Origin of the sequence: Kitasatospora sp. NBC_01302, assembly GCF_035976515.1 — a bacterium.
GTDB lineage: Bacteria > Actinomycetota > Actinomycetes > Streptomycetales > Streptomycetaceae > Kitasatospora.
Genome location: NZ_CP108404.1, coordinates 7,707,788 through 7,725,808, shown reverse-complemented (window position 1 = coordinate 7,725,808; position 18,021 = coordinate 7,707,788). Strand labels below are relative to the sequence as shown.

General features: G+C 73.0%; 19 protein-coding genes. 6 read left to right on the top strand and 13 right to left on the bottom strand.

What is annotated here, in order from left to right:
• The 4 genes from OG294_RS33865 to OG294_RS33850 form a co-directional block, all read right to left on the bottom strand.
• Positions 1–1,308 (bottom strand): aldehyde dehydrogenase family protein, encoded by a 1,308-nt coding sequence (locus OG294_RS33865; protein ID WP_442789378.1) that lies wholly within the window; start codon positions 1,306–1,308, stop codon positions 1–3.
• Between the two features lie 71 nt (positions 1,309–1,379).
• Positions 1,380–2,138 (bottom strand): gamma-glutamyl-gamma-aminobutyrate hydrolase family protein, encoded by a 759-nt coding sequence (locus tag OG294_RS33860; protein WP_327070368.1) that lies wholly within the window; start codon positions 2,136–2,138, stop codon positions 1,380–1,382.
• Positions 2,135–3,496 (bottom strand): glutamine synthetase family protein, encoded by a 1,362-nt coding sequence (locus OG294_RS33855; RefSeq protein WP_327070367.1) that lies wholly within the window; start codon positions 3,494–3,496, stop codon positions 2,135–2,137. Before OG294_RS33855 ends, OG294_RS33860 begins: the two co-directional genes overlap by 4 nt.
• Positions 3,493–5,142: an amino acid permease gene (locus OG294_RS33850; protein ID WP_327070366.1), complete on the bottom strand. Its 1,650-nt coding sequence runs from the start codon at positions 5,140–5,142 to the stop codon at positions 3,493–3,495. The genes OG294_RS33855 and OG294_RS33850 overlap by 4 nt, the downstream gene beginning before the upstream one ends.
• A gap of 249 nt (positions 5,143–5,391) precedes the next feature.
• Between OG294_RS33850 and OG294_RS33845 the strand changes: the two genes are divergently transcribed.
• On the top strand, positions 5,392–6,108 hold the full coding sequence (locus OG294_RS33845; RefSeq protein ID WP_442789377.1) for a FadR/GntR family transcriptional regulator: 717 nt from the start codon (positions 5,392–5,394) through the stop codon (positions 6,106–6,108).
• 138 nt (positions 6,109–6,246) lie between these two features.
• Here OG294_RS33845 and OG294_RS33840 read toward each other — a convergent pair whose 3' ends face one another.
• Both OG294_RS33840 and OG294_RS33835 read right to left on the bottom strand, forming a co-directional pair.
• Positions 6,247–7,047, bottom strand: a complete 801-nt coding sequence (locus OG294_RS33840) for a DUF4389 domain-containing protein (RefSeq protein WP_327070364.1) — start codon at positions 7,045–7,047, stop codon at positions 6,247–6,249.
• A 138-nt stretch (positions 7,048–7,185) separates the two neighbouring features.
• Positions 7,186–7,473 (bottom strand): hypothetical protein, encoded by a 288-nt coding sequence (locus tag OG294_RS33835; protein WP_327070363.1) that lies wholly within the window; start codon positions 7,471–7,473, stop codon positions 7,186–7,188.
• An 83-nt stretch (positions 7,474–7,556) separates the two neighbouring features.
• On the opposite strand from OG294_RS33835, the gene OG294_RS33830 reads away from it, so the two are divergent.
• Complete coding sequence (locus OG294_RS33830; protein ID WP_327071772.1) at positions 7,557–8,012, top strand: hypothetical protein; 456 nt, start codon at positions 7,557–7,559, stop codon at positions 8,010–8,012.
• A gap of 7 nt (positions 8,013–8,019) precedes the next feature.
• Here OG294_RS33830 and OG294_RS33825 read toward each other — a convergent pair whose 3' ends face one another.
• Complete coding sequence (locus tag OG294_RS33825) at positions 8,020–8,943, bottom strand: helix-turn-helix domain-containing protein (RefSeq protein ID WP_327070362.1); 924 nt, start codon at positions 8,941–8,943, stop codon at positions 8,020–8,022.
• Between the two features lie 115 nt (positions 8,944–9,058).
• Between OG294_RS33825 and OG294_RS33820 the strand changes: the two genes are divergently transcribed.
• Positions 9,059–9,877, top strand: a complete 819-nt coding sequence (locus OG294_RS33820) for an alpha/beta fold hydrolase (protein ID WP_327070361.1) — start codon at positions 9,059–9,061, stop codon at positions 9,875–9,877.
• A 152-nt stretch (positions 9,878–10,029) separates the two neighbouring features.
• The gene (gene tuf, locus OG294_RS33815) at positions 10,030–11,223 is read left to right on the top strand and encodes an elongation factor Tu (RefSeq protein ID WP_327070360.1); all 1,194 of its coding nucleotides are present in this window, start codon (positions 10,030–10,032) and stop codon (positions 11,221–11,223) included.
• A 75-nt stretch (positions 11,224–11,298) separates the two neighbouring features.
• Here the strand turns inward: tuf and OG294_RS33810 are convergent, their stop codons facing one another.
• The 3 genes from OG294_RS33810 to OG294_RS33800 form a co-directional block, all read right to left on the bottom strand.
• A complete protein-coding gene (locus OG294_RS33810) occupies positions 11,299–11,718 on the bottom strand; it encodes a (2Fe-2S) ferredoxin domain-containing protein (protein WP_327070359.1) in 420 nt (139 codons plus the stop codon).
• A 57-nt stretch (positions 11,719–11,775) separates the two neighbouring features.
• Positions 11,776–12,036 (bottom strand): SGM_3592 family protein, encoded by a 261-nt coding sequence (locus OG294_RS33805; protein WP_327070358.1) that lies wholly within the window; start codon positions 12,034–12,036, stop codon positions 11,776–11,778.
• A gap of 106 nt (positions 12,037–12,142) precedes the next feature.
• Complete coding sequence (locus tag OG294_RS33800; protein WP_327070357.1) at positions 12,143–13,264, bottom strand: Gfo/Idh/MocA family protein; 1,122 nt, start codon at positions 13,262–13,264, stop codon at positions 12,143–12,145.
• 102 nt (positions 13,265–13,366) lie between these two features.
• On the opposite strand from OG294_RS33800, the gene OG294_RS33795 reads away from it, so the two are divergent.
• Entirely contained in the window at positions 13,367–14,002 is a 636-nt protein-coding gene (locus OG294_RS33795; protein ID WP_327070356.1) for a TetR/AcrR family transcriptional regulator, read from the top strand.
• A gap of 123 nt (positions 14,003–14,125) precedes the next feature.
• On the opposite strand, the gene OG294_RS33790 is transcribed toward OG294_RS33795, so the two are convergent.
• From OG294_RS33790 to OG294_RS33780, 3 genes are all read right to left on the bottom strand, one after another.
• Positions 14,126–14,533, bottom strand: coding sequence for a DUF4259 domain-containing protein (locus tag OG294_RS33790; RefSeq protein WP_327070355.1), 408 nt, complete (start codon positions 14,531–14,533; stop codon positions 14,126–14,128).
• A 151-nt stretch (positions 14,534–14,684) separates the two neighbouring features.
• On the bottom strand, positions 14,685–15,899 hold the full coding sequence (locus tag OG294_RS33785) for a saccharopine dehydrogenase family protein (RefSeq protein WP_327070354.1): 1,215 nt from the start codon (positions 15,897–15,899) through the stop codon (positions 14,685–14,687).
• A 72-nt stretch (positions 15,900–15,971) separates the two neighbouring features.
• Entirely contained in the window at positions 15,972–17,012 is a 1,041-nt protein-coding gene (locus tag OG294_RS33780) for a PHP domain-containing protein (RefSeq protein WP_327070353.1), read from the bottom strand.
• A gap of 83 nt (positions 17,013–17,095) precedes the next feature.
• Here OG294_RS33780 and ligD point away from each other — a divergent pair, with 83 nt between their 5' ends.
• Positions 17,096–17,998 carry a non-homologous end-joining DNA ligase gene (gene ligD, locus OG294_RS33775; protein ID WP_327070352.1) on the top strand — a complete coding sequence of 301 codons (903 nt, stop codon included), beginning with the start codon at positions 17,096–17,098 and terminating at the stop codon, positions 17,996–17,998.
• Positions 17,999–18,021 lie beyond the last annotated feature (23 nt).

Here is an 18,021-nt window from a genome sequence, read left to right as displayed (position 1 = left end):
TTACTCCTCCGTGGAGATGAAGACGTTCTTGGTTTCGGTGAAGGCGTTGAGCGCGTCGGGGCCGAGCTCACGGCCCAGGCCCGACTGCTTGAACCCGCCGAACGGGGTCGAGTAGCGCACCGAGGAGTGCGAGTTGACCGACAGGTTGCCGGCCTCCACCCCCTGGGCCACCCGCAGCGCCCGGCCCAGGTCGCGGGTCCAGATCGAGCCGGACAGGCCGTACTCGGTGGCGTTGGCGATCCGCAGCGCGTCCGCCTCGTCGGTGAACGGCAGCACGGCGACCACCGGGCCGAACACCTCCTCGGTGAAGACCCGGGAGCGCTCGTCCACCGGCGCCAGCACGGTGGGCGGGAACCAGAAGCCCTTGCCGTCGGGAACCGTGCCCTGCAAATGAACTGACACATCGTCAGTCAGGTAGGAGGAGACCCTGGCGTGGTGCGCGGCCGAGATCAGCGGTCCCATCTCGGTCTCGGGCAACCGCGGGTCGCCCACCTTCACGCCGCGCACGGCCGGCTCCAGCAGCGCCAGGAACTCCTCCAGCACCTCGCGCTGGACCAGGATCCGGGAGCGCGCGCAGCAGTCCTGGCCCGCGTTGTCGAAGACGGCGTACGGCGCGCTGGCCGCCGCCTTGGCGAGGTCGGCGTCGGCGAAGACGATGTTGGCGCTCTTGCCGCCGAGTTCCAGCGTGACGGGCTTGACCTGTTCGGCGCAGCCGGCCGCGATCTCCTTGCCGACCCTGGTCGAGCCGGTGAAGACCACCTTGCGGACGTCGGGGTGGGTCACGAAGCGCCGGCCGACCACCGGGCCGTGCCCCGGCAGCACCTGGAACACGCCCTCGGGCAGGCCTGCGGCCAGCGCGAGTTCGGCCAGCCGCAGCGCGGTGAGCGGGGTCAGCTCGGCGGGCTTGAGCACCACCGTGTTGCCCGCCGCCAGCGCCGGGGCCAGCGCCCAGGCCGCGATGGGCATCGGGAAGTTCCACGGCACGATGACGCCGACCACGCCGAGCGGTTCCTGGAAGGTGACGTCGATGCCGCCGGCCACCGGGATCTGCCGGCCGAAGAGCCGTTCGGGCGCGGCGGCGTAGTACTCGATCACGTCACGGGCGTTGCCCGCCTCCCAGCGGGCGTTGCCGATGGTGTGACCGGCGTTGGCCACCTCCAGCTGGGCCAGGTTCTCGCGGTCGGCGTCCACGGCGGCGGCGAAGGCCCGCAGCAGCCGGGCCCGGTCGGCCGGGGCGACGCGGCGCCAGCTCTCGAAGGCGGCCTTGGCCCGGGCGATGGCGGCGTCCGTCTCGGGTACTCCGGCCATCGCCACCGTCTCGATCACCTCCTCGGTGGCCGGGTTGACCACCTCGAAGCGGTCGGCGAGCTGGGCAGTGGTCACGCGCTCTTCTCCTCAAGGGTGTTGGTTGACGTCCCCCGGAGCCCGGAGGTCCCGGTCAGGGTGTCGACGAAGGAGCGGAACAGCCGGGGGTCCGCCGGATCCGCCTCGGGATGCCACTGCACGCCCAACGCGAAGCGGGCGCCGGGCAGTTCGAGGGCCTCCACGGTGCCGTCCGCACTCCAGGCCACCGGGCGCAGGCCCGCGCCGATCCGGTCGACCGCCTGGTGGTGGTAGCAGAGCACCTCGGTGCGCTCGCCGAGGATCGCGCCGAGCCGACTGCCCCGGGAGACCCGCACCGGGCGGCGGTTGAAGGTGGCGGGCGCCACCTGGTGGCCCTGCTCACCGATCCGGTCCGGCAGGTGCTGGACGAGGTCGCCGCCGAGCGCCACATTGAGCACCTGCATGCCCCGGCAGACACCGAGCACCGGCAGGTCCGCCGCCAGCGCGGCCCGCAGCAGCTCGAACTCCCAGGCGTCCCGCTCCCGGTGCGGCGCGCCGGTGTGCGGGTCGGGCTCGGTGTCGTAGCGGTCGGGCGCCACATCGGGGCCGCCCGCCAGGACCAGCCCGTCCAGCCGGTCGAGCAGGCCGCAGGCGAGGCCCCGCACGGGCTGCGGCGGCAGCAGCACCGGCACGGCACCGGCGGCGGTGACCGCGTCGACGTACAACTGCGGTATCAGCGCGGCCGGTTGCTGCCAGACGCCCCAGGCGGCCTGCTCCAGGTAGCTGGTGATCCCTACCAGCGGCGCACCGCTCACAGCCGCTCGAATCCGCGCCGGCGCTCCCAGTCGGTCACCGCCGACTCGAAGGCGGCCAGCTCCACCCGCCCGGCGTGCGTGTAGTGGCGCACCACGTCCTTGCCGAAGGCCAGCGCGGCGACCTCGCTGGCCTCGAAGGCGGCCACCGCCTCGCGCAGCGTGGCGGGCACCCTGGGCGCGTCGGAGACGTAGGCGTTTCCGGTGAACTCCGACTCTAGTGCGAGCTGTTGCTCCACGCCGTGCAGGCCTGCCGCGATCAGTGCGGCGACCGCCAGATAGGGGTTGACGTCGCCGCCCGGCACCCGGTTCTCGAAGCGCAGCGAGGAGCCGTGGCCGACCACCCGCAGCGCGCAGGAGCGGTTGTCGCGCCCCCAGGCGATCGCGGTGGGCGCGAAGCTGCCGGGCACGTAGCGCTTGTAGGAGTTGACGGTCGGCGCGAGCAGCAGCGCGAAGTCCGCCAGACAGGCCAGTTGGCCGGCCAGGAAGTGCTCCATCAGCGGGGAGAAGCCGTGCGCCCCCTCCCCCGCCATCACCGGGGCACCCGCCTCGTCGCGCAGACTCAGGTGGATGTGGCAGGAGTTGCCCTCGCGCTCGTTGTACTTGGCCATGAAGGTCAGGCTCACCCCCTCCTGCGCGGCGATCTCCTTGGAGCCGGTCTTGTAGACCACGTGGTCGTCGCAGGTCCGCAGCGCGGCATCGTACTTGAAGGCGATCTCGTGCTGCCCGAGGTTGCACTCGCCCTTGGCCGACTCCACCGTGAGCCCGGCGCCGGACATCTCCCGGCGCAGCCGGCGCAGCAGCGGCTCGATCCGCGCGGTGCCCAGGATCGAGTAGTCCACGTTGTACTGGTTGACCGGGGTGAGCTGCCGGTAGTCCTTGTCCCAGGCCTGCTCGTAGCTGTCCCGGAACACGATGAACTCCAACTCGGTTCCCACGTAGGCCTGCCAGCCGTACCCGGCGAGCCGGTCCAGCTGCCGCTGCAGGATCTGCCGGGGCGAGACGGAGACCGGGGTGCCGTCGTGCCGCGCCAGGTCGCACTGCACCATCGCGGTGCCCGGGTGCCAAGGGACCATCCGCAGCGTCCCGAGGTCGGGCACCATGGTCAGGTCGCCGTAGCCGTCCTCCCAGGAGGAGACCTCGTAGCCGTCGACGGTGTTCATCTCGACGTCCACCGCGAGCAGGTAGCCGCAGCCCTCGGCGGCCTGCCCGAGCACGTCGGTGAGGAAGTACTCGGCGTCCAGCCGCTTGCCCTGCAGCCGGCCCTGCATGTCGGTGATGGCCAGCACGACGGTGTCGATGCTTCCGTCCGCGACGCGGGCCCGGAGCTGATCCAGCGTCAGCCTGGTGCTGCTCGTCATCCGGTCTCCTCCTGGGGAGTTGGGGTGGTGCTCGGGTCGGGAACCGCTTCGGTCGGGTCGCCGGCGGCGGGCGCGTCGTGGATGCGCGGACCGGTGAACCAGCGGCGCGCCGAGGCGAACCACCAGACGGCCGCGAACCCGAGCACCACCGCGATGGCGACGCTGGTGTAGTTGAAGTTCTTGACGGTGATCGGGCTGAGCGTGGGGAGCATGAAGAGCACGGTGATCAGCGCGGTCCAGCCGACCGCGGCGATCCCGATCGGCCGGCTCCAGCGGCCCAGGTGCCAGGGGCCGCGCTGGAACGCCTCGCCCTGGCGCAGCCGCAGGTAGACCGGGATCACATAGGCGAGGTAGAGCCCGATCACCGAGACCGAGGTGACGGCGGCGAACGCGGTGGTGTTCCACAGCGCGGGCAGCCCGAGCAGGAAGGCGCCGCCGGTGCCCAGCCAGATCGCGTTGTTGGGGGTCTGGGTGCGCGGGTCGATCCGGTGCCAGAGCCGCGAGCCAGGCAGCGCACCGTCGCGCGAGAATGCGTACACCATACGGGAGTTGGCGGTGACCGAGGCCATCCCGCAGAAGAACTGGGCGCCGATCACGATCACCAGCAGGAACTCGGCCCCGTTGCGGCCGATGGCGTCCAGGAAGATCTGCGCGGGCGGCTCGCCGGTGGGGCTGTTCACCTCGCCGTTGTAGTCCTGGATCGCGAAGGTCAGGCCGATCAGCAGGATCCAGCCGGCCACCAGCGAGACCAGGATCGAGTTGACGATGCCGCGCGGCCCGGAGCGGGCCGCGTCCCTGGTCTCCTCGGTCATGTGCGCGGAGGCGTCGTAGCCGGTGAGCGTGTACTGGGCGAGCAGCAGGCCGAGCATGACCACGTAGAAGGAGCTCTGGAAGCCGGTCTGGTTGACGAAGTGCCCGAAGACGAAGGAGACCGAGGCGTGGTGCTGCGGCAGCAGCGCCAGCATGCCGACGATCAGCAGCACGCCCAGCAGGTGCCACCAGACGCTGACCGTGTTGAAGATCGCGACCAGCCGGACGCCGAAGCTGTTCAACAGCCCGTGCAGCAACAGGATCACCGCGAAGATCTCGATCGTGTGCTCCGGCGTGGCGCTGAGGCCGAACCGCAGGTCGAGCAGCGCGTTGGTGAAGGTGGCCGCGCCGTAGTCGACGCTCGCGGTGACCGCGACCTGGCCCATGAAGTTGCACCATCCGGTGAACCAGCTCGCCGCGGGCGCGTTGCCGCGCGCCAGTTTGGCCGCCCAGTAGTACAGGCCTCCGGCGGTCGGGTAGGCGGAGCAGATCTCGGCCATCGCCAGGCCCACGCAGAGCGTCATGGCACCGACCACCGGCCAGCCCCAGGTGATCAGCGCGGGGCCGCCGGTGACCATGCCGAAGCCGTAGAGGGTCAGGCAGCCGGACAGGATCGAGACGATCGAGAAGGAGACGGCGAAGTTCGAGAATCCGGAGAGCGAGCGGGCCAGCTCCTGGGTGTAGCCCAGCTCGCGCAGCCGTTGTTCGTCCTCGGAAATCGCGGCGCCGGAGGATTCGGCAGTGGCTTCGGTGGAAACGACGGTGGAAACATCGGAGGAAAGCGCGTGCAACACAGGTGGGGGAACCTGGTTGACGGGTGACTGCTCGGAGGTCATGCGCGCCCCTTGGGGGTTCGGTGGGGGATCCGAAACGTGCGCCCACGGCACTGTGGTCGTCAATGGCCCGGAACCAGACCATTGGCGTACCGCGCATGATTCCGACTCCGCCGTCACCGCGTCAAGAGGGACCGCCGCATTGTGGACCGCCACCCCCGCCGGGCAGCGGGCCTGGGCATCCGCCGATCATCACGGCTCGCACCTCGGTACGATTTCCGGGTGGAGCTTGCAGGCGACCGCGATCCGCGGATGGACTGGCAGGGCGGCGCGATCTTCCGCCCCGTCAGGACCGGCAACGCCTTCGAGGAGACCGTCGAGCGGATCCTGGAGGCGGTGAAGCTCGGCGTCTTCGGCTACGGCGACCGCCTGCCCGCCGAGCGCGAGCTGGCCGTGCGCCTCGGCATCAGCCGCGAGACGCTGCGCGAGGCGATCCGCTCGCTGCAGGAGGCGGGCTGCGTGGAGTCCCGGCGGGGCCGCTACGGCGGCACCTTCGTCACCTACCGGCTGCCCGCCCCGGACCTCGGCCAACTGCGCCGCGCCGTCCAGGACATGGGTACTGAGCTGGAGGACGCCCTGACCTTCCGGATGGTACTGGAGACCGGCGCCGCCGAGCAGGCCGCCCGGCGCGGGCTGAGCGCGGACCAGTGCGCCTACCTGGAGCTGCGGCTGGCCGAGCTGGAGGGCGCCGACATCGAGGAGTACCGCCGCCTCGACTCCCGCTTCCACCTGGCGATCGCCGAGCTGACCGGCTCGCCCTCGCTGGCCGCCGGGGTGGCCGAGAGCCGGATGCGGCTCAACGACCTGCTGAACGCGATACCCGTGCTGGAACGCAACATCGAGCACGCCAGCGTGCAGCACCGCGCGATGGTGGAGGCGATCCTGGCCGGTGACGTCGCGGGGGCGCGCCGCTCGACCGAGGAGCACCTGGCGGGCACCGCCGCACTGCTGCGCGGCTTCCTCGGCTGACGCCGCCGCCGACGCGGACGTGGACGCAGACGGCGGACGTGGACGCAGACGGCGGACGTGGACGCAGACGCGGACGCCGACCTCGGGCCCCGGCAGCGGGCCCCAGTGGCGGGCCCCGGCGGCCGGACCGGGCACGGACTACGGCGCGGGCGCGGTGTTGACCGTCTTGTCGGAGTCGTTCCCGCTCTGTGCGAAGTCGGCGGTGACATGGCCGGCCAGCCCCAGCACCAGGAAGGCCACCAGCAGCGCCTTGCCCGGCCCGCCCAGCACCAGCGGCCGGGTGGCCGAGACCGGCGGCTCCTCCCCCGGCGCCGGCCACTCCTCGCCGAAGAGGTACTTCGGGTAGGCGGAGGTGAGCATCAGCACGTAGGCGTTGAACCGGAAGCGGTAGCGCACGAAGGCCGCCGTGGCCTCGAAGACCGGCCGCGGCAGCCGCCCCAGGACCAGCGCCAGCAGCCAGATGAAGAAGGAGAGCACCACCCAGCCGGCGCCCAGCAGACTGTTGATGACGGCCGCCGGGATCATCAGGATCAGCCGGAAGAGGACGGCCAGCCGGTTCAACCGTCCCGGCCGCACCTGCACCAGCACCGGGAAGTCGGGGCGCTGCCGCAACGAGAACGGCGGATACCGGTCGATCAGCAGGGTCCCGCTGGCCGTCACCCGGGTGTCGTAGCCCAGGTAGCCGGTCAGGTACCGGGCGATCGGAGCGGGCAGCTCGGCGGTGACGAGCGCGGCGAACCAGCCGATCACGGCCGCGAAGAAGGCGATCACCGACAGCACCCACAGCACGATCGCCTGCGGCACCAGCAGGAGCCAGCGGAAGAGGATGGTGAGCCGACGCTGCCGCCCGGGCTCCGGGATGTCCAGGATCGGCAGGAACTCCGGCGGGCCGGGCGCCACCGGCATCGTCCAACCACCCTGGCCAGGCGTCTGGGCCATCGCGTGCTCCTTCGATTCGCGGCTGACTCCTCCTCAGCACCCTGGCAGCCGGGCCACCGTCCGGCATCTCCACGGCGCCGGACGGGGTGCCCGCGGCGGGCGCGGCGCACGCAGCCCTCGGGCTTCACCCAGCGGGCCTCATTTCTGGCTGATGGCCAACGCGCTGATCGCCGTCGAGGGCCGGCTGCGCGAGCAGGCCGACGCCGCCGGCAACCGGCTCTGGCGCGACTGCCTGGTGGCCGGCCGCCGCCAGGAGACCGCCGAGGTGGTCACCTTCGTGGTGCGTCCGCTGGACGGCGGCCCGCTGCCCGCGCTGCGGCCCGGACAGTACGTCTCGGTGCAGGTGGTGCTGCCGGACGGCGCACGCCAGATACGCCAGTACAGCATCTCGGGGCGCACCGACGACGCGCTCTGCTTCAGCGTCAAGCGGGTCGCCGCCGCGAGCCCCGAGGGCCCGGCCGGGGAGGTGTCGAACCACCTGCACGACCACGTCCAGGCCGGCCCGGGTGATGCGGCTGAGCCCGCCGTTCGGCGATGTCCAGCTGGACGAGGACGGCGAGGGGCCGGTGCTGCTCGTCTCCGCCGGGATCGGCTGCACGCCGATGATCGGCATGCTCGACCACCTGGCCGCCACCGGCGCCACCCGCCAGGTGATCGCGGTGCACGCCGACCGCAGCGAACAGACCCACGCCTTCCGCGAGACGCTGCGGCAGCTCACCGGGAAGCTCGCCAACGCCAGCGCGGAGGTCTGGTACGAGCAGCCCGTCGGCGCGTGGCCCGCCGAGCGCACCGGGCGGATCGACCTGAGCACCCTCGCGCTGCCCACCGGCCTGACCGCCTACCTCTGCGGCCCGCTGCCGTTCCTGCGTGCCGCCCGCGCGCAGTTGCTCGCCGCAAAGGTCCCCGCGGCCGACATCCACGACGAGGTCTTCGGCCCCGACCTGTGGCTCGGCGAGCAGTCCTGACGGTCCATCACTTCGGCTCGCCGATCCAGGACATCCGTTCCGTGGAGCGGAACTCCCCCGGCGTGCGGCCGGTCTCGCGCAGGAAGAACTTGCCGAAGTTGGTCGGCTCGCCGAAGCCCACCCGCCGGCCGACCGCCGCGACCGGCAGATCGGTGTGGACCAGCAGTCGGCTGGCCTCCAACACCACGCGCTCCTCGATGAGTTGCTTGGCACTGCGCCCGGTGGCCGCCTGGCAGGCGCGGTTCAGGGTGCGCGGCGCCCAGCCGAGCCGGTCGGCGTAGTCCTGGGCCCGGCGCGTCTCGGCGAAGGAGCGCTCCAACTCCGCCTGGAACCGGCGCAGCACGGAGTCCGCCGGCAGGCCCGGGCCCGCGGCCGGGGTGCACCTGGCCAGCCGGACCAGCAGCCCGGCGAGCAGCAGCCGCAGCAGCTCGACGGTCAACTCACCGCCGGACGGCAGGCGTTCGTACTCGGCAAGCACCTCGGCGGCGGCACCGGCGAGCGGCGCGTACTCGGCCGGGGCGAGCGACCAGAGAGCGGCGGCCGGCGCCTGGAGCAGCGCGTCGACCTGCCCGGCCGCGCCCGACGCACCGAAGGCCGGGACGAAGGCCGGGGTGAAGAGCAGCACCGTCGCGTCCAGCCTGGCCGGCGCACCGTCCCGCGCGGTCGGCAGGCGCTGCAACTGCCCCGGGCGCACCCACAGCACGGTGCCGGCCTGGCACGGGTGGGCGACGAAATCGACCATCGCCATGCCCTCGCCCCCGGTCACCAGGATCAGCTGGTGGAAATCGAGCCGGCTGACCGGCCGGAACCGTCCCGGCTGCAGACGGCCGGAGAGCTCGGCATAGCTCAGCGCCTCGAGACCCAGTCGGGGGCGGCGGGGGTTGTCGTAGCCGATCTCGACGACATCGGCGGCTTGTCCAGTTCTGACCATGATGAGGCCTCACCCTACCTCGCCCGCAGCACCCCCGGCGGCCGAGGCTCGGGTGGCGACGAGAACACCTCGCCGCCGGACCACCCACGCACCAGAACAGGAAGGCGACCGCACCATGCCCTTCGCCGCGATCGACCGCCGACGCTTCCACTACCAGGACACCGGCGGCCCCGGCCCGGTCGTCGTCCTGAGCCACGGCAACCTGATGGACCACTCCATGTGGCAGGCCCAAATCGCCGCCCTGCGCGATGAGTTCCGCTGCATCAGCTGGGACGGGCGACTGCACGGGCGCACCGAGGACGACGGCGCGCCGCACGACTACTGGGACTCGGCGCGCGACCTGCTCGCCCTGCTCGACCACCTCGGCGTCGAGCAGGCCGCCCTGGTCGGCCACTCCCAGGGCGGCTTCCTCTCGCTGCGGGCCGCGCTGCTGGCGCCCGGCCGGGTGCGGGCCCTGGTCCTGGTGGACAGCGCGGCCGTGGCCTGGCCGACCCCGGCGCTGGCCCAGATGGCACTGGTGGCCGAGGGCTTCCGGGCCGGCGGCCCCGAGGCGGTCGCTCCCGAGCTGCTGGGTCTGCTGCTCGGACCGCGCGACCGGCACCCCGATCTGCACCGCACCTGGCTGGCCGGCTGGCAGCGCCAGCCGCGCGAGCGGCTGGCCGCGGCGGTCGGCGTACTGATGGGCGTGGACGACCTGGCCGCCCGGCTGTCGGAGATCAGCGCGCCCGCCCTGGTGATCCACGGCGAGGCCGACCAGCCGGTACCGCTCGACCTCGGCGTAATGATGAGCGAAGTCCTGCCCGGCGCCCGGCCGTTGGTGACGATCCCGGGCGCGGGCCACACCCCGCCGCTCACCCACCCGGAGCCCGTGAACCTCGCCCTGACCGCCTTCCTGCACAGCCACGCACACCCGACGGCAGACGCGGCAGGCTGACCGGCTAACGGCGAACAGCTCACCGGTCCCGCTATGGTGACAGTCAGCACGGGTTCAGTCACTCCTGGTCGCCAGAAGAGTCGGAACGGGTTCCGGCTGCGCGACGACTGCGCCCGTGCGCTGTCCTGTTCCGGGTACTGAGGAGGCGTCACATGGCGAAGGCGAAGTTCGAGCGGACCAAGCCGCACGTCAATATCGGCACCATCGGTCACGTCGACCACGGCAAGACCACACTGACCGCGGCGATCACCAAGGTGCTCCACGACGCCCATCCGGACCTGAACCCGTTCACACCGTTCGACGAGATCGACAAGGCGCCCGAGGAGCGGCAGCGCGGTATCACCATCTCCATCGCACACGTCGAGTACCAGACGGACGCCCGGCACTACGCCCACGTCGACTGCCCGGGCCATGCGGACTACATCAAGAACATGATCACCGGCGCGGCCCAGATGGACGGCGCGATCCTGGTGGTGGCCGCGACCGACGGCCCGATGCCGCAGACCAAGGAACACGTCCTGCTGGCCCGCCAGTCCGGCGTCCCGTACATCGTCGTGGCGCTGAACAAGGCCGACATGGTGGACGACGAGGAGATCATGGAGCTCGTCGAGCTGGAGGTCCGCGAACTGCTCAACGAGTACGAGTTCGACGGCGACAACACCGCGGTCGTCAAGGTGTCCGCCCTCAAGGCCCTGGAGGGCGACAAGGAGTGGGGCCAGAGCGTGCTGAACCTGATGAACGCCGTGGACGAGAACATCCCCCAGCCCGAGCGCGACACCGACAAGCCCTTCCTCATGCCCGTCGAGGACGTCTTCACGATCACCGGCCGCGGCACCGTGGTGACCGGCCGGATCGAGCGCGGGGTCCTCAAGGTCAACGAGACGGTGGACATCATCGGGATCAAGACCGAGAAGACCACCACCACGGTCACCGGCATCGAGATGTTCCGCAAGCTGCTGGACGAGGGCCAGGCCGGCGAGAACGTCGGCCTCCTGCTGCGCGGCATCAAGCGCGAGGACGTCGAGCGCGGGCAGTGCATCATCAAGCCCGGATCGGTCACCCCGCACACCGAGTTCGAGGCCACCGCCTACATCCTGTCCAAGGACGAGGGCGGCCGGCACACCCCGTTCTTCAACAACTACCGCCCGCAGTTCTACTTCCGCACCACGGACGTCACCGGGGTGGTGACCCTGAAGGAGGGCACCGAACTCGTGATGCCGGGCGACAACGTGGAGATGCATGTCAGCCTCATCCAGCCGGTCGCGATGGAGGAAGGCCTGCGCTTCACCATCCGCGAGGGCGGTCGCACGGTGGGCGCCGGCCAGGTCACCAAGATCACCAAGTAGGCGTACCACGGCGCCACCCCGGGGCCCCTGCTCGCGCGCACCCGGCGCGTGAGCGGGGCCCGTACCGCGACCGGCTCAGTCCTCCAGTGACTCACGGATCCGCCGCGAGGGGCTGAAGGCGTAGAGGTCGAGGACGCCCGGCGGCTCCACCGCGCCGGGACCGCCGGCCGCCACCCAGGCGGCGATGTCCCGGGCCGCCTCCTCATCGTTGACCTGCCCCAGCCAGACCGGACGCCCACCGGCCCGCCGGCCCTGCGGCGAGGGCTGTATGACGATCACGTTCGCCCGCTCACAGGCGTCCAGGCAGCCGACCGGACGCACCTCGGCCACCCCGGCGAGCGCCGCGCGCAACCCGGTCAGCTGGGCCGCATGGTCGAGACCCGGCACCTTCTCGGGCGTGCCGCAGCAGCACCCCCGGCACACCGTGACGGTGCAGCGCCCCGTCCCGCCGCGGCCTGCTGCCGCACCCTCCGCACCACTTCGCCGCCTGCTCACCCGGGCACGGTACCCCAGCCGGGGCAGAGTCGATCAAGCCCCGGCCCAGGGCCTTTCTCAAGAAAGGCCCTGGCCCCGCCGCCAGCGGCCCTTCCGTACCCGGCTCCAGAACCAGCCCGCCGGCGGGCGGTCGGAGCGCCAGGGCTCCGGCTGCGGCGGCTCGCGACGCCAGCGCGCGGCGAGCATCCGGGCCCGCCCGGACGGCTCGACCACCGGCGCCGAGCGGACGAACGCCTCGTCCAGCTCCACCGCGTCCCAGTCGTCCGCCGGTCCGGTGCCGTCCTCGGGCCCCTCGGACGGCGCGTCCCCGTTGCTCATCGACCCACCACCCGTGCTCGTTCCCCTGCTGCGCCCGTCTGTGGAATCAACGCGCGACCGCCCCGCGCAGTGCCCGCAGACCGTTTGCCGGGCCGGGAGCGGCGGGCTACCCGACGTTCTGCCGGGCTCCGGTCTCGTCCGAGCGCCGGATCGCGTCCAGCAGCCGGTGCAGACGCACGCCGTCCTCGAAGTCCGGCACCGTGCGCCCACCCGTGCGCAGGTCGGCGGCGAGCTGCACGTACTGCCGCGCCACATGGAAGCCCTGCTGCCCGACCGCCGCCGGGTCGAGGGCGAAGTAGTGCTCGGGGACGGGCAGTTCGGCCAGCTCCCGGCCCGGCTCGGTGGCCCCGAGCAGGCGCAGCTCGCCGATCTGCAGACCCATCGGACCGGCCGGACCGGTGGTGACCAGAGCCAGGTCCCCCCGGGTGCCGGAGAGCTCGATCCGGGTGCGCGGGGTGGCGATCCTGCCCTCCTGGATGTGCGCGCTGAGCAGCCCGCCGCCGGCCAGCGTGCCGTGCAGCACCAGCTCGTCGGGGCTGGTGACGGCCGCCTCGGCACCGGTCTCCGCGACCCGCAGGACGGGCTGCCGCACCGCCATGGTGGCCGAGACCCGCTCGATGTCGCCGACCAGCTGCTGCACCGCGTCCAGCGTGTGACCGCCGGCCACCTCCAGCGTCCCGGCGGCCGTGGCGCGGTCCAGGGTGTACACCGCCCACTCGGGCAGCTCGCCGCCCGCCCCCTTGGGCTTGGTCGCGTGGACGGTCACCGCCTTGAGCTCGCCGAGGTAGCCGTCGGCGATCAGCCGGCGGGCGTGCTCGAGCGCGGGCGCCGACCGGGCCTGCAGCCCGAGTGCGGCGTGCACCCCCGCCGCCGCGGCCGCCTTGGCCAGTTGCTCGGCCTCCTCGGTGGTGCGGCCGAGCGGCCACTCGCAGTAGACGTGCTTGCCCGCGGCCAGCGCCGCCGAGACCAGCGCCAGGTGCGCGGGCACCCGGACGGTGACCACGACCAGGTCGACCTCGGGGTGCTCGGCCAGCTCGCGCGGATCGGCGAAGGCGTGCCGGACCCCGACGTGCTCGGCAGCCGCCCGGGCGCTCTCGATCCGGCTGGTGCCCACCGCGGTGATCTCGTAGTCGGGCAGCGCGCGCAGCGCGGGGATGTGCGCCCGGGTCGCCCAGCCCTGCTGCGGATTCACACCGATGATCCCGACCCGGATCGGCTTCGCAACCATGCCTGTCGCTCCCCTTCGAACAGCAAAACGGACAGCTGCTGTCCGCTTCTCCGACTCTAGCTAACCGGACAGAGCTGGTCCAGTTATTGCTAGAATCCGGTCATGCCAAGGTCCAGCAGCGCCGTCGAACGCCTGATCGCCGACCCGGCGGGCCGTCAGCCCCGCGCCGACGCGCGGCGCAACGTGGAGCGCCTGGTGGTGGCCGCGCGGACGGCGATCGCCGAGATCGGCGCGGACGCCTCCGCGCACGAGATCGCCGCCCGGGCCGGGGTCGGCATCGGCACCTTCTACCGGCGGATCCCCTCCCGCGAGGCGCTGCTGCTCGCCGTGCTGGAGGAGGTGCTCGACTCGATGGCCGAGGCCGGCGACCGGGCGCTCGCCGAGCCCGACCCCTGGCGGAGCCTGGCCGACTTCGCCCTCGCCTACGTCGGGCTGCGGGCCGAGAGCACCGGACTCTGCGAGGCGCTCGGCGGAGCGCGCGCCGAGGAGCTCGCCCGGGCCCTGGCGGCGCTGCGCGAGCGCTTCCGCCTGCTGGTGGAACGCGCCCAGGGGGCCGGCGAGATGCGCGCGGACATCGCCTGGCAGGACGTCCCGTTCCTGCTCGCCTCGGTGACCGGCGGCGAGCGGACCCTGGGCCTGCAGGCGACCGGCGACCAGTGGCGGCGCACGCTGCAGGTCCTGCTCGACGGGCTGCGCACCAGCGCACCCAGCCCACTGCCGGGCACCGCGCCGAGCTGACCGGCCGCGACGGCATCACGCAACGCGGCCGGGCCGGGCAGCGGAAGTCTCGACAACCTGTCCCACGCCCCGCCGGCACCCGCACCAGGGCCCGTTCCGATCGCGTCAGGATCCGGCGCCCCGTCAGCCGCCGCTCCCGGCGAGCACGCCGCGCAGCCGCGCCAGCCGCTCGCGCCAGCGCTCCTCCTCGCCGGAGTCCGCCCACAGTTCGGCGAGCTCGCACTCCGGCAGGCCGACCCGGTCCAGCACCCGGACGGCCAGATCGGCCAGCTCCGCACCGACCAGCGGGATCGGCGACTTCGGCCCGTACGCCGGATCCACCGGCTCGCCGCCCGGACACTGCGCGGCCACCAGGGCGGCGGCGGCCACGGCCTCCGCCGCCTCGTCGCTCTCCAGGTAGCCCGGCACCAGCGCCTGCTCCAGCGCCGCGTGCAGCAGGCCGGTGCGACGTTCGGGAACGGCGGCGTCCAGCCGGCCGGCGAAGTCCGCGGCGGTGTCGTTGTCGAACGGGCCGGCGTCCCAGGTACCCATGACTGCGCTCCTTGTTCGAGTGTTCACCGACCACCCTGGCAGCGGCCACTGACAATCGCGGAGAGCACCGACCGGATACCGGTCACCCGAGCTGTTCGACAGTCGATCCGTTCGACAGTCGATCCGGACGGCCGGCACGGCCGGCCCGGGGTCACACCATCCGGCGCGGCGCCGCACCCGGCGGCTTGGCGAGCACGGTGAACCGGATCCCGGCCGTGCGCAGCCGCTCGATCAGCGCCGTACCCATCGCCGCCGCCGGCGTCACCTGGCCGGCCGTCACCGGCAGTTCGTCGAAGGCCAGGCAGAGCGCCGCCTCGCCCAGGATCTTCGCCGTCTCGGTGTAGCCCGGGTCGCCCCCGCTCACCTCGGTGCAGACCCGGGCCCCGCCGCTCTCCGCGACGAACCTGACGGTGAACCAGGACTTCGCCCGCTGCGCGACGCTCGGCCCCTGCCCGGGCTTGAGCAGCGCGCCCAACGCCTTGCGGGTGAACGGGAGCTGGGCTGCCGCCAGCACCACCGCGATGCCCGCGCTGCCACCGAGCGCGACCGCCAGGTGCTTGACGGCGGCGTAGTGCCGGTAGCGGAAGTCCGGGCCGTAGTCGTCCAGCGCGGCGGCCGAGCGGCCGACGACCTGCGCGTCGATGGTCGGCAACGGCCAGGCCCAGGCCCGCGCCTCGGGCGACCAGCGCGGCCGGTCCGGAGCGACCTGGATCCGCCGGCCCACCGGGCGGTCCTCCACCGCCTGCCGCTCCCGGGCCGCCCGCGCCATCGCCCGCGGACGGGACATCGCGACGAGCGCGGAGGCGAAGGTGCCGCCCGAGAAGCTGCCGCCGGCGCGGACGAAACCGCTCACCGAGACCGGGAGGTCCTTGGTGGCGATGGGCAGCCGGCCGAGGGTGAAGAGCACCCCGAGGTCGTACGGGACCGAGTCGAAGCCGCAGGTGTGCACCAGCCGGGCACCGGTGGCCCTGGCCCGCTCGTGGTGCAGCAGGTACATCCGGTCCACGAACTCGAACTCGCCGGTCAGGTCGAGGTAGTCGGTGCCGGCGTCGGCGCAGGCGGCGACCAGCGGCTCGCCGTGGCGCAGGTAGGGCCCGACGGTGGAGACGACCACCCTGGCCGAGCCGGCCACCTCGCGCAGCGCCGCCCGGTCGGCGGCATCCGCGGTGAGCAGTGGCAACTCGGCCAACCCGGGTTCGATGGCGGCGAGTTGGTCCCGAACCTGGCGCAGCTTGGCCGGGTCGCGGCCGGCCAGCGCCCAGCGGCAGCCCTCCGGCACCGCGCGGGCGAGGTACTCGGCGGTCAGCCGGCCGGTGAAGCCGGTGGCGCCGAAGAGGACGAGATCATAGGGGCGATCGGAGTCCATGACTGATCCCTACTGGCCGGTAGTCGAGCGGCTCACGCTAGGGACCGTACCGCCGGGGTGTCAATGCGCCGTTCAGGCCCCGGCGGAGCGGCCCCGGCCGGAACGCGTCCAGTCGAGCAGCCGCTCCACCGGCCAGGTGGTGACCACCCGTTCCGCGGGCACCCCGGCCTGCGCGGCCCGCACGCACCCGTGGTCCTGCCAGGTCAGCTGGCCGGGGGCGTGCGCGTCGGTGTCCAGCGAGAAGAGGCAGCCCGCCGCCTCGGCCTGGCGCAGCAGGCGCAGCGGCGGATCCAGCCGCTCGGGACGGGAGTTGATCTCCACGGCCGTGCCGTGCTCGGCACAGGCCGCGAAGACCTGCGCCGCGTCGAACTCCGACTCCGGGCGCGGCTTGTCGCCGAGCAGCCGCCCGGTGCAGTGGCCGAGCACGTCGACCAGCGGGTTGGCGACCGCGGCCAGCAGCCGCCGGGTCATCGGCCCCGCCGCCATCCGCAGCTTGGAGTGGACGGAGGCGACCACCACGTCCAACTCGGCCAGCAGTTCGGCCTCCTGGTCGAGCGAACCGTCGTCCAGGATGTCGCACTCGATTCCGGTGAGCAGCCGGAACGGCGCCAGTTCGCGGTTCACCTCGGCCACCACGTCGAGCTGTTGGCGCAGCCGCTCGGCGCTCAGGCCACGGGCCACGGTGAGCCGGGGCGAGTGGTCGGTGAGCACCGCCCACTCGTGACCGAGGTCGCGGGCGGTGCGGGCCATCAGCTCGATCGGGCTGCCGCCGTCCGACCAGTCGGAGTGCAGGTGGCAGTCGCCGCGCAGGGCGGCGCGCAGGGCGGCGGCCGCGGGGTCGAGCTCGGCCAGCGGGGCGGCGGCCCGCTGCTCCAGCTCGGCCAGGTAGTCGGGGGTGCGGCCGTCGCGCGCCTGGCCGACCACGGCGGCGGTGACCGGCCCGAGCCCGGGCAGTGCGGCCAGCCCGGCGGTGGTGCGGGGCAGCTCGGTCCTGGACCGCAGGGTGTCGGCCGCCCGGCGGAAGGCCTGGACCCGGTAGGTGGAGGCGTGCTCCCGCTCCAGCAGGAAGGCGATCCGTTCCAGGGCCGCGATCGGGTCCGTCGGGTCGGTCATCCGCCCATCATCGGACGGGTCCTCCCGCGCGCCGTCCACGACGCGCCGGGCCGCGGTGGGCGCGGGCTGCCACCATCGGTGCCATGCCCGACCCCACCGCCACCGTGACCGAGGTGGCCGGCCGCCGACTGCGGCTGACCCATCTGGACCGCGTGCTCTATCCGCGCACCGGCTACACCAAGGCCGCCGTGCTGCGGTACTACACCCTGGTGGCGCCCGCGATGCTGCCGCAGCTGGCCGGGCGCCCGGCCAGCTTCCTGCGCCTGCCGGAGGGGGTCGAGGGGCAGCACTTCTGGGCCAAACGGGTCCCACCGGGCGCCCCGGCCTGGGTGACCGCCCTGGAGGTGCGGCACCGCCAGGAGACCATGCGGCAGGCCGTGGTGGCCGACCTGCCCACGCTGCTCTGGGCGGCCAACCTGGGGTGCCTGGAGTTCCACGTCCCGCAGTGGCGCGCGGAACCGGACACCCACGACCGGCTGATCATCGACCTGGATCCCGGCGAGGGGACGAGCGTCGTCGAGTGCTGCCGGGTCGCACTCGCCGCGCGCGAGCTCCTCGCGGCGGACGGGCTGGACTGCTGGCCCAAGACCACCGGGAGCAAGGGCCTGCACCTGAGCGTGCCACTGGTGCCCGCGCCCGCCGAACGGGTGCGGCACTACGCCCGCGACCTCGCCGGGCGCCTGCGCCGGGCGCTGCCGGAGCTGGTGGTCGACCAGATGACCAAGCGGCTGCGCACGGGCCGGGTCTTCGTCGACTGGTCGCAGAACAACAGCGCCAAGACCACGGTGGCCGCCTACTCGCTGCGTGCCCGCCCCGAGCCGACCGTCTCCGCGCCGCTCGACTGGCGCGAGGTGACCGAGTGCCGGCGCCCCGAGCAGCTGGTCTTCACCGCCGACCAGGTGGTGGCGCGGCTGACCGGGACGGGTGACCCGCACGCCGGCCTCAACGACCCCGCCCGGGCCCACCAGCTGCCGCCGAACGGGTGAGGGACGGGGGCGTGCGTCAGGCG

Excerpts from the sequence above, each read along its gene's own strand:
- OG294_RS33805 (WP_327070358.1), bottom strand. The coding sequence starts at position 12,036 with ATGAGCAACGGGGACGCGCCGTCCGAGGGGCCCGAGGACGGCACCGGA.
- OG294_RS33825 (WP_327070362.1), bottom strand. The coding sequence starts at position 8,943 with ATGGTCAGAACTGGACAAGCCGCCGATGTCGTCGAGATCGGCTACGAC.
- ligD (WP_327070352.1), top strand. The coding sequence starts at position 17,096 with ATGCCCGACCCCACCGCCACCGTGACCGAGGTGGCCGGCCGCCGACTG.
- OG294_RS33780 (WP_327070353.1), bottom strand. The coding sequence starts at position 17,012 with ATGACCGACCCGACGGACCCGATCGCGGCCCTGGAACGGATCGCCTTC.
- OG294_RS33800 (WP_327070357.1), bottom strand. The coding sequence starts at position 13,264 with ATGGTTGCGAAGCCGATCCGGGTCGGGATCATCGGTGTGAATCCGCAG.
- OG294_RS33865 (WP_442789378.1), bottom strand. The coding sequence starts at position 1,308 with ATGGCCGGAGTACCCGAGACGGACGCCGCCATCGCCCGGGCCAAGGCC.
- OG294_RS33820 (WP_327070361.1), top strand. The coding sequence starts at position 9,059 with ATGCCCTTCGCCGCGATCGACCGCCGACGCTTCCACTACCAGGACACC.
- tuf (WP_327070360.1), top strand. The coding sequence starts at position 10,030 with ATGGCGAAGGCGAAGTTCGAGCGGACCAAGCCGCACGTCAATATCGGC.
- OG294_RS33845 (WP_442789377.1), top strand. The coding sequence starts at position 5,392 with ATGGACTGGCAGGGCGGCGCGATCTTCCGCCCCGTCAGGACCGGCAAC.
- OG294_RS33795 (WP_327070356.1), top strand. The coding sequence starts at position 13,367 with ATGCCAAGGTCCAGCAGCGCCGTCGAACGCCTGATCGCCGACCCGGCG.
- OG294_RS33790 (WP_327070355.1), bottom strand. The coding sequence starts at position 14,533 with ATGGGTACCTGGGACGCCGGCCCGTTCGACAACGACACCGCCGCGGAC.
- OG294_RS33830 (WP_327071772.1), top strand. The coding sequence starts at position 7,557 with ATGCGGCTGAGCCCGCCGTTCGGCGATGTCCAGCTGGACGAGGACGGC.
- OG294_RS33785 (WP_327070354.1), bottom strand. The coding sequence starts at position 15,899 with ATGGACTCCGATCGCCCCTATGATCTCGTCCTCTTCGGCGCCACCGGC.
- OG294_RS33855 (WP_327070367.1), bottom strand. The coding sequence starts at position 3,496 with ATGACGAGCAGCACCAGGCTGACGCTGGATCAGCTCCGGGCCCGCGTC.
- OG294_RS33840 (WP_327070364.1), bottom strand. The coding sequence starts at position 7,047 with ATGGCCCAGACGCCTGGCCAGGGTGGTTGGACGATGCCGGTGGCGCCC.
- OG294_RS33850 (WP_327070366.1), bottom strand. The coding sequence starts at position 5,142 with ATGACCTCCGAGCAGTCACCCGTCAACCAGGTTCCCCCACCTGTGTTG.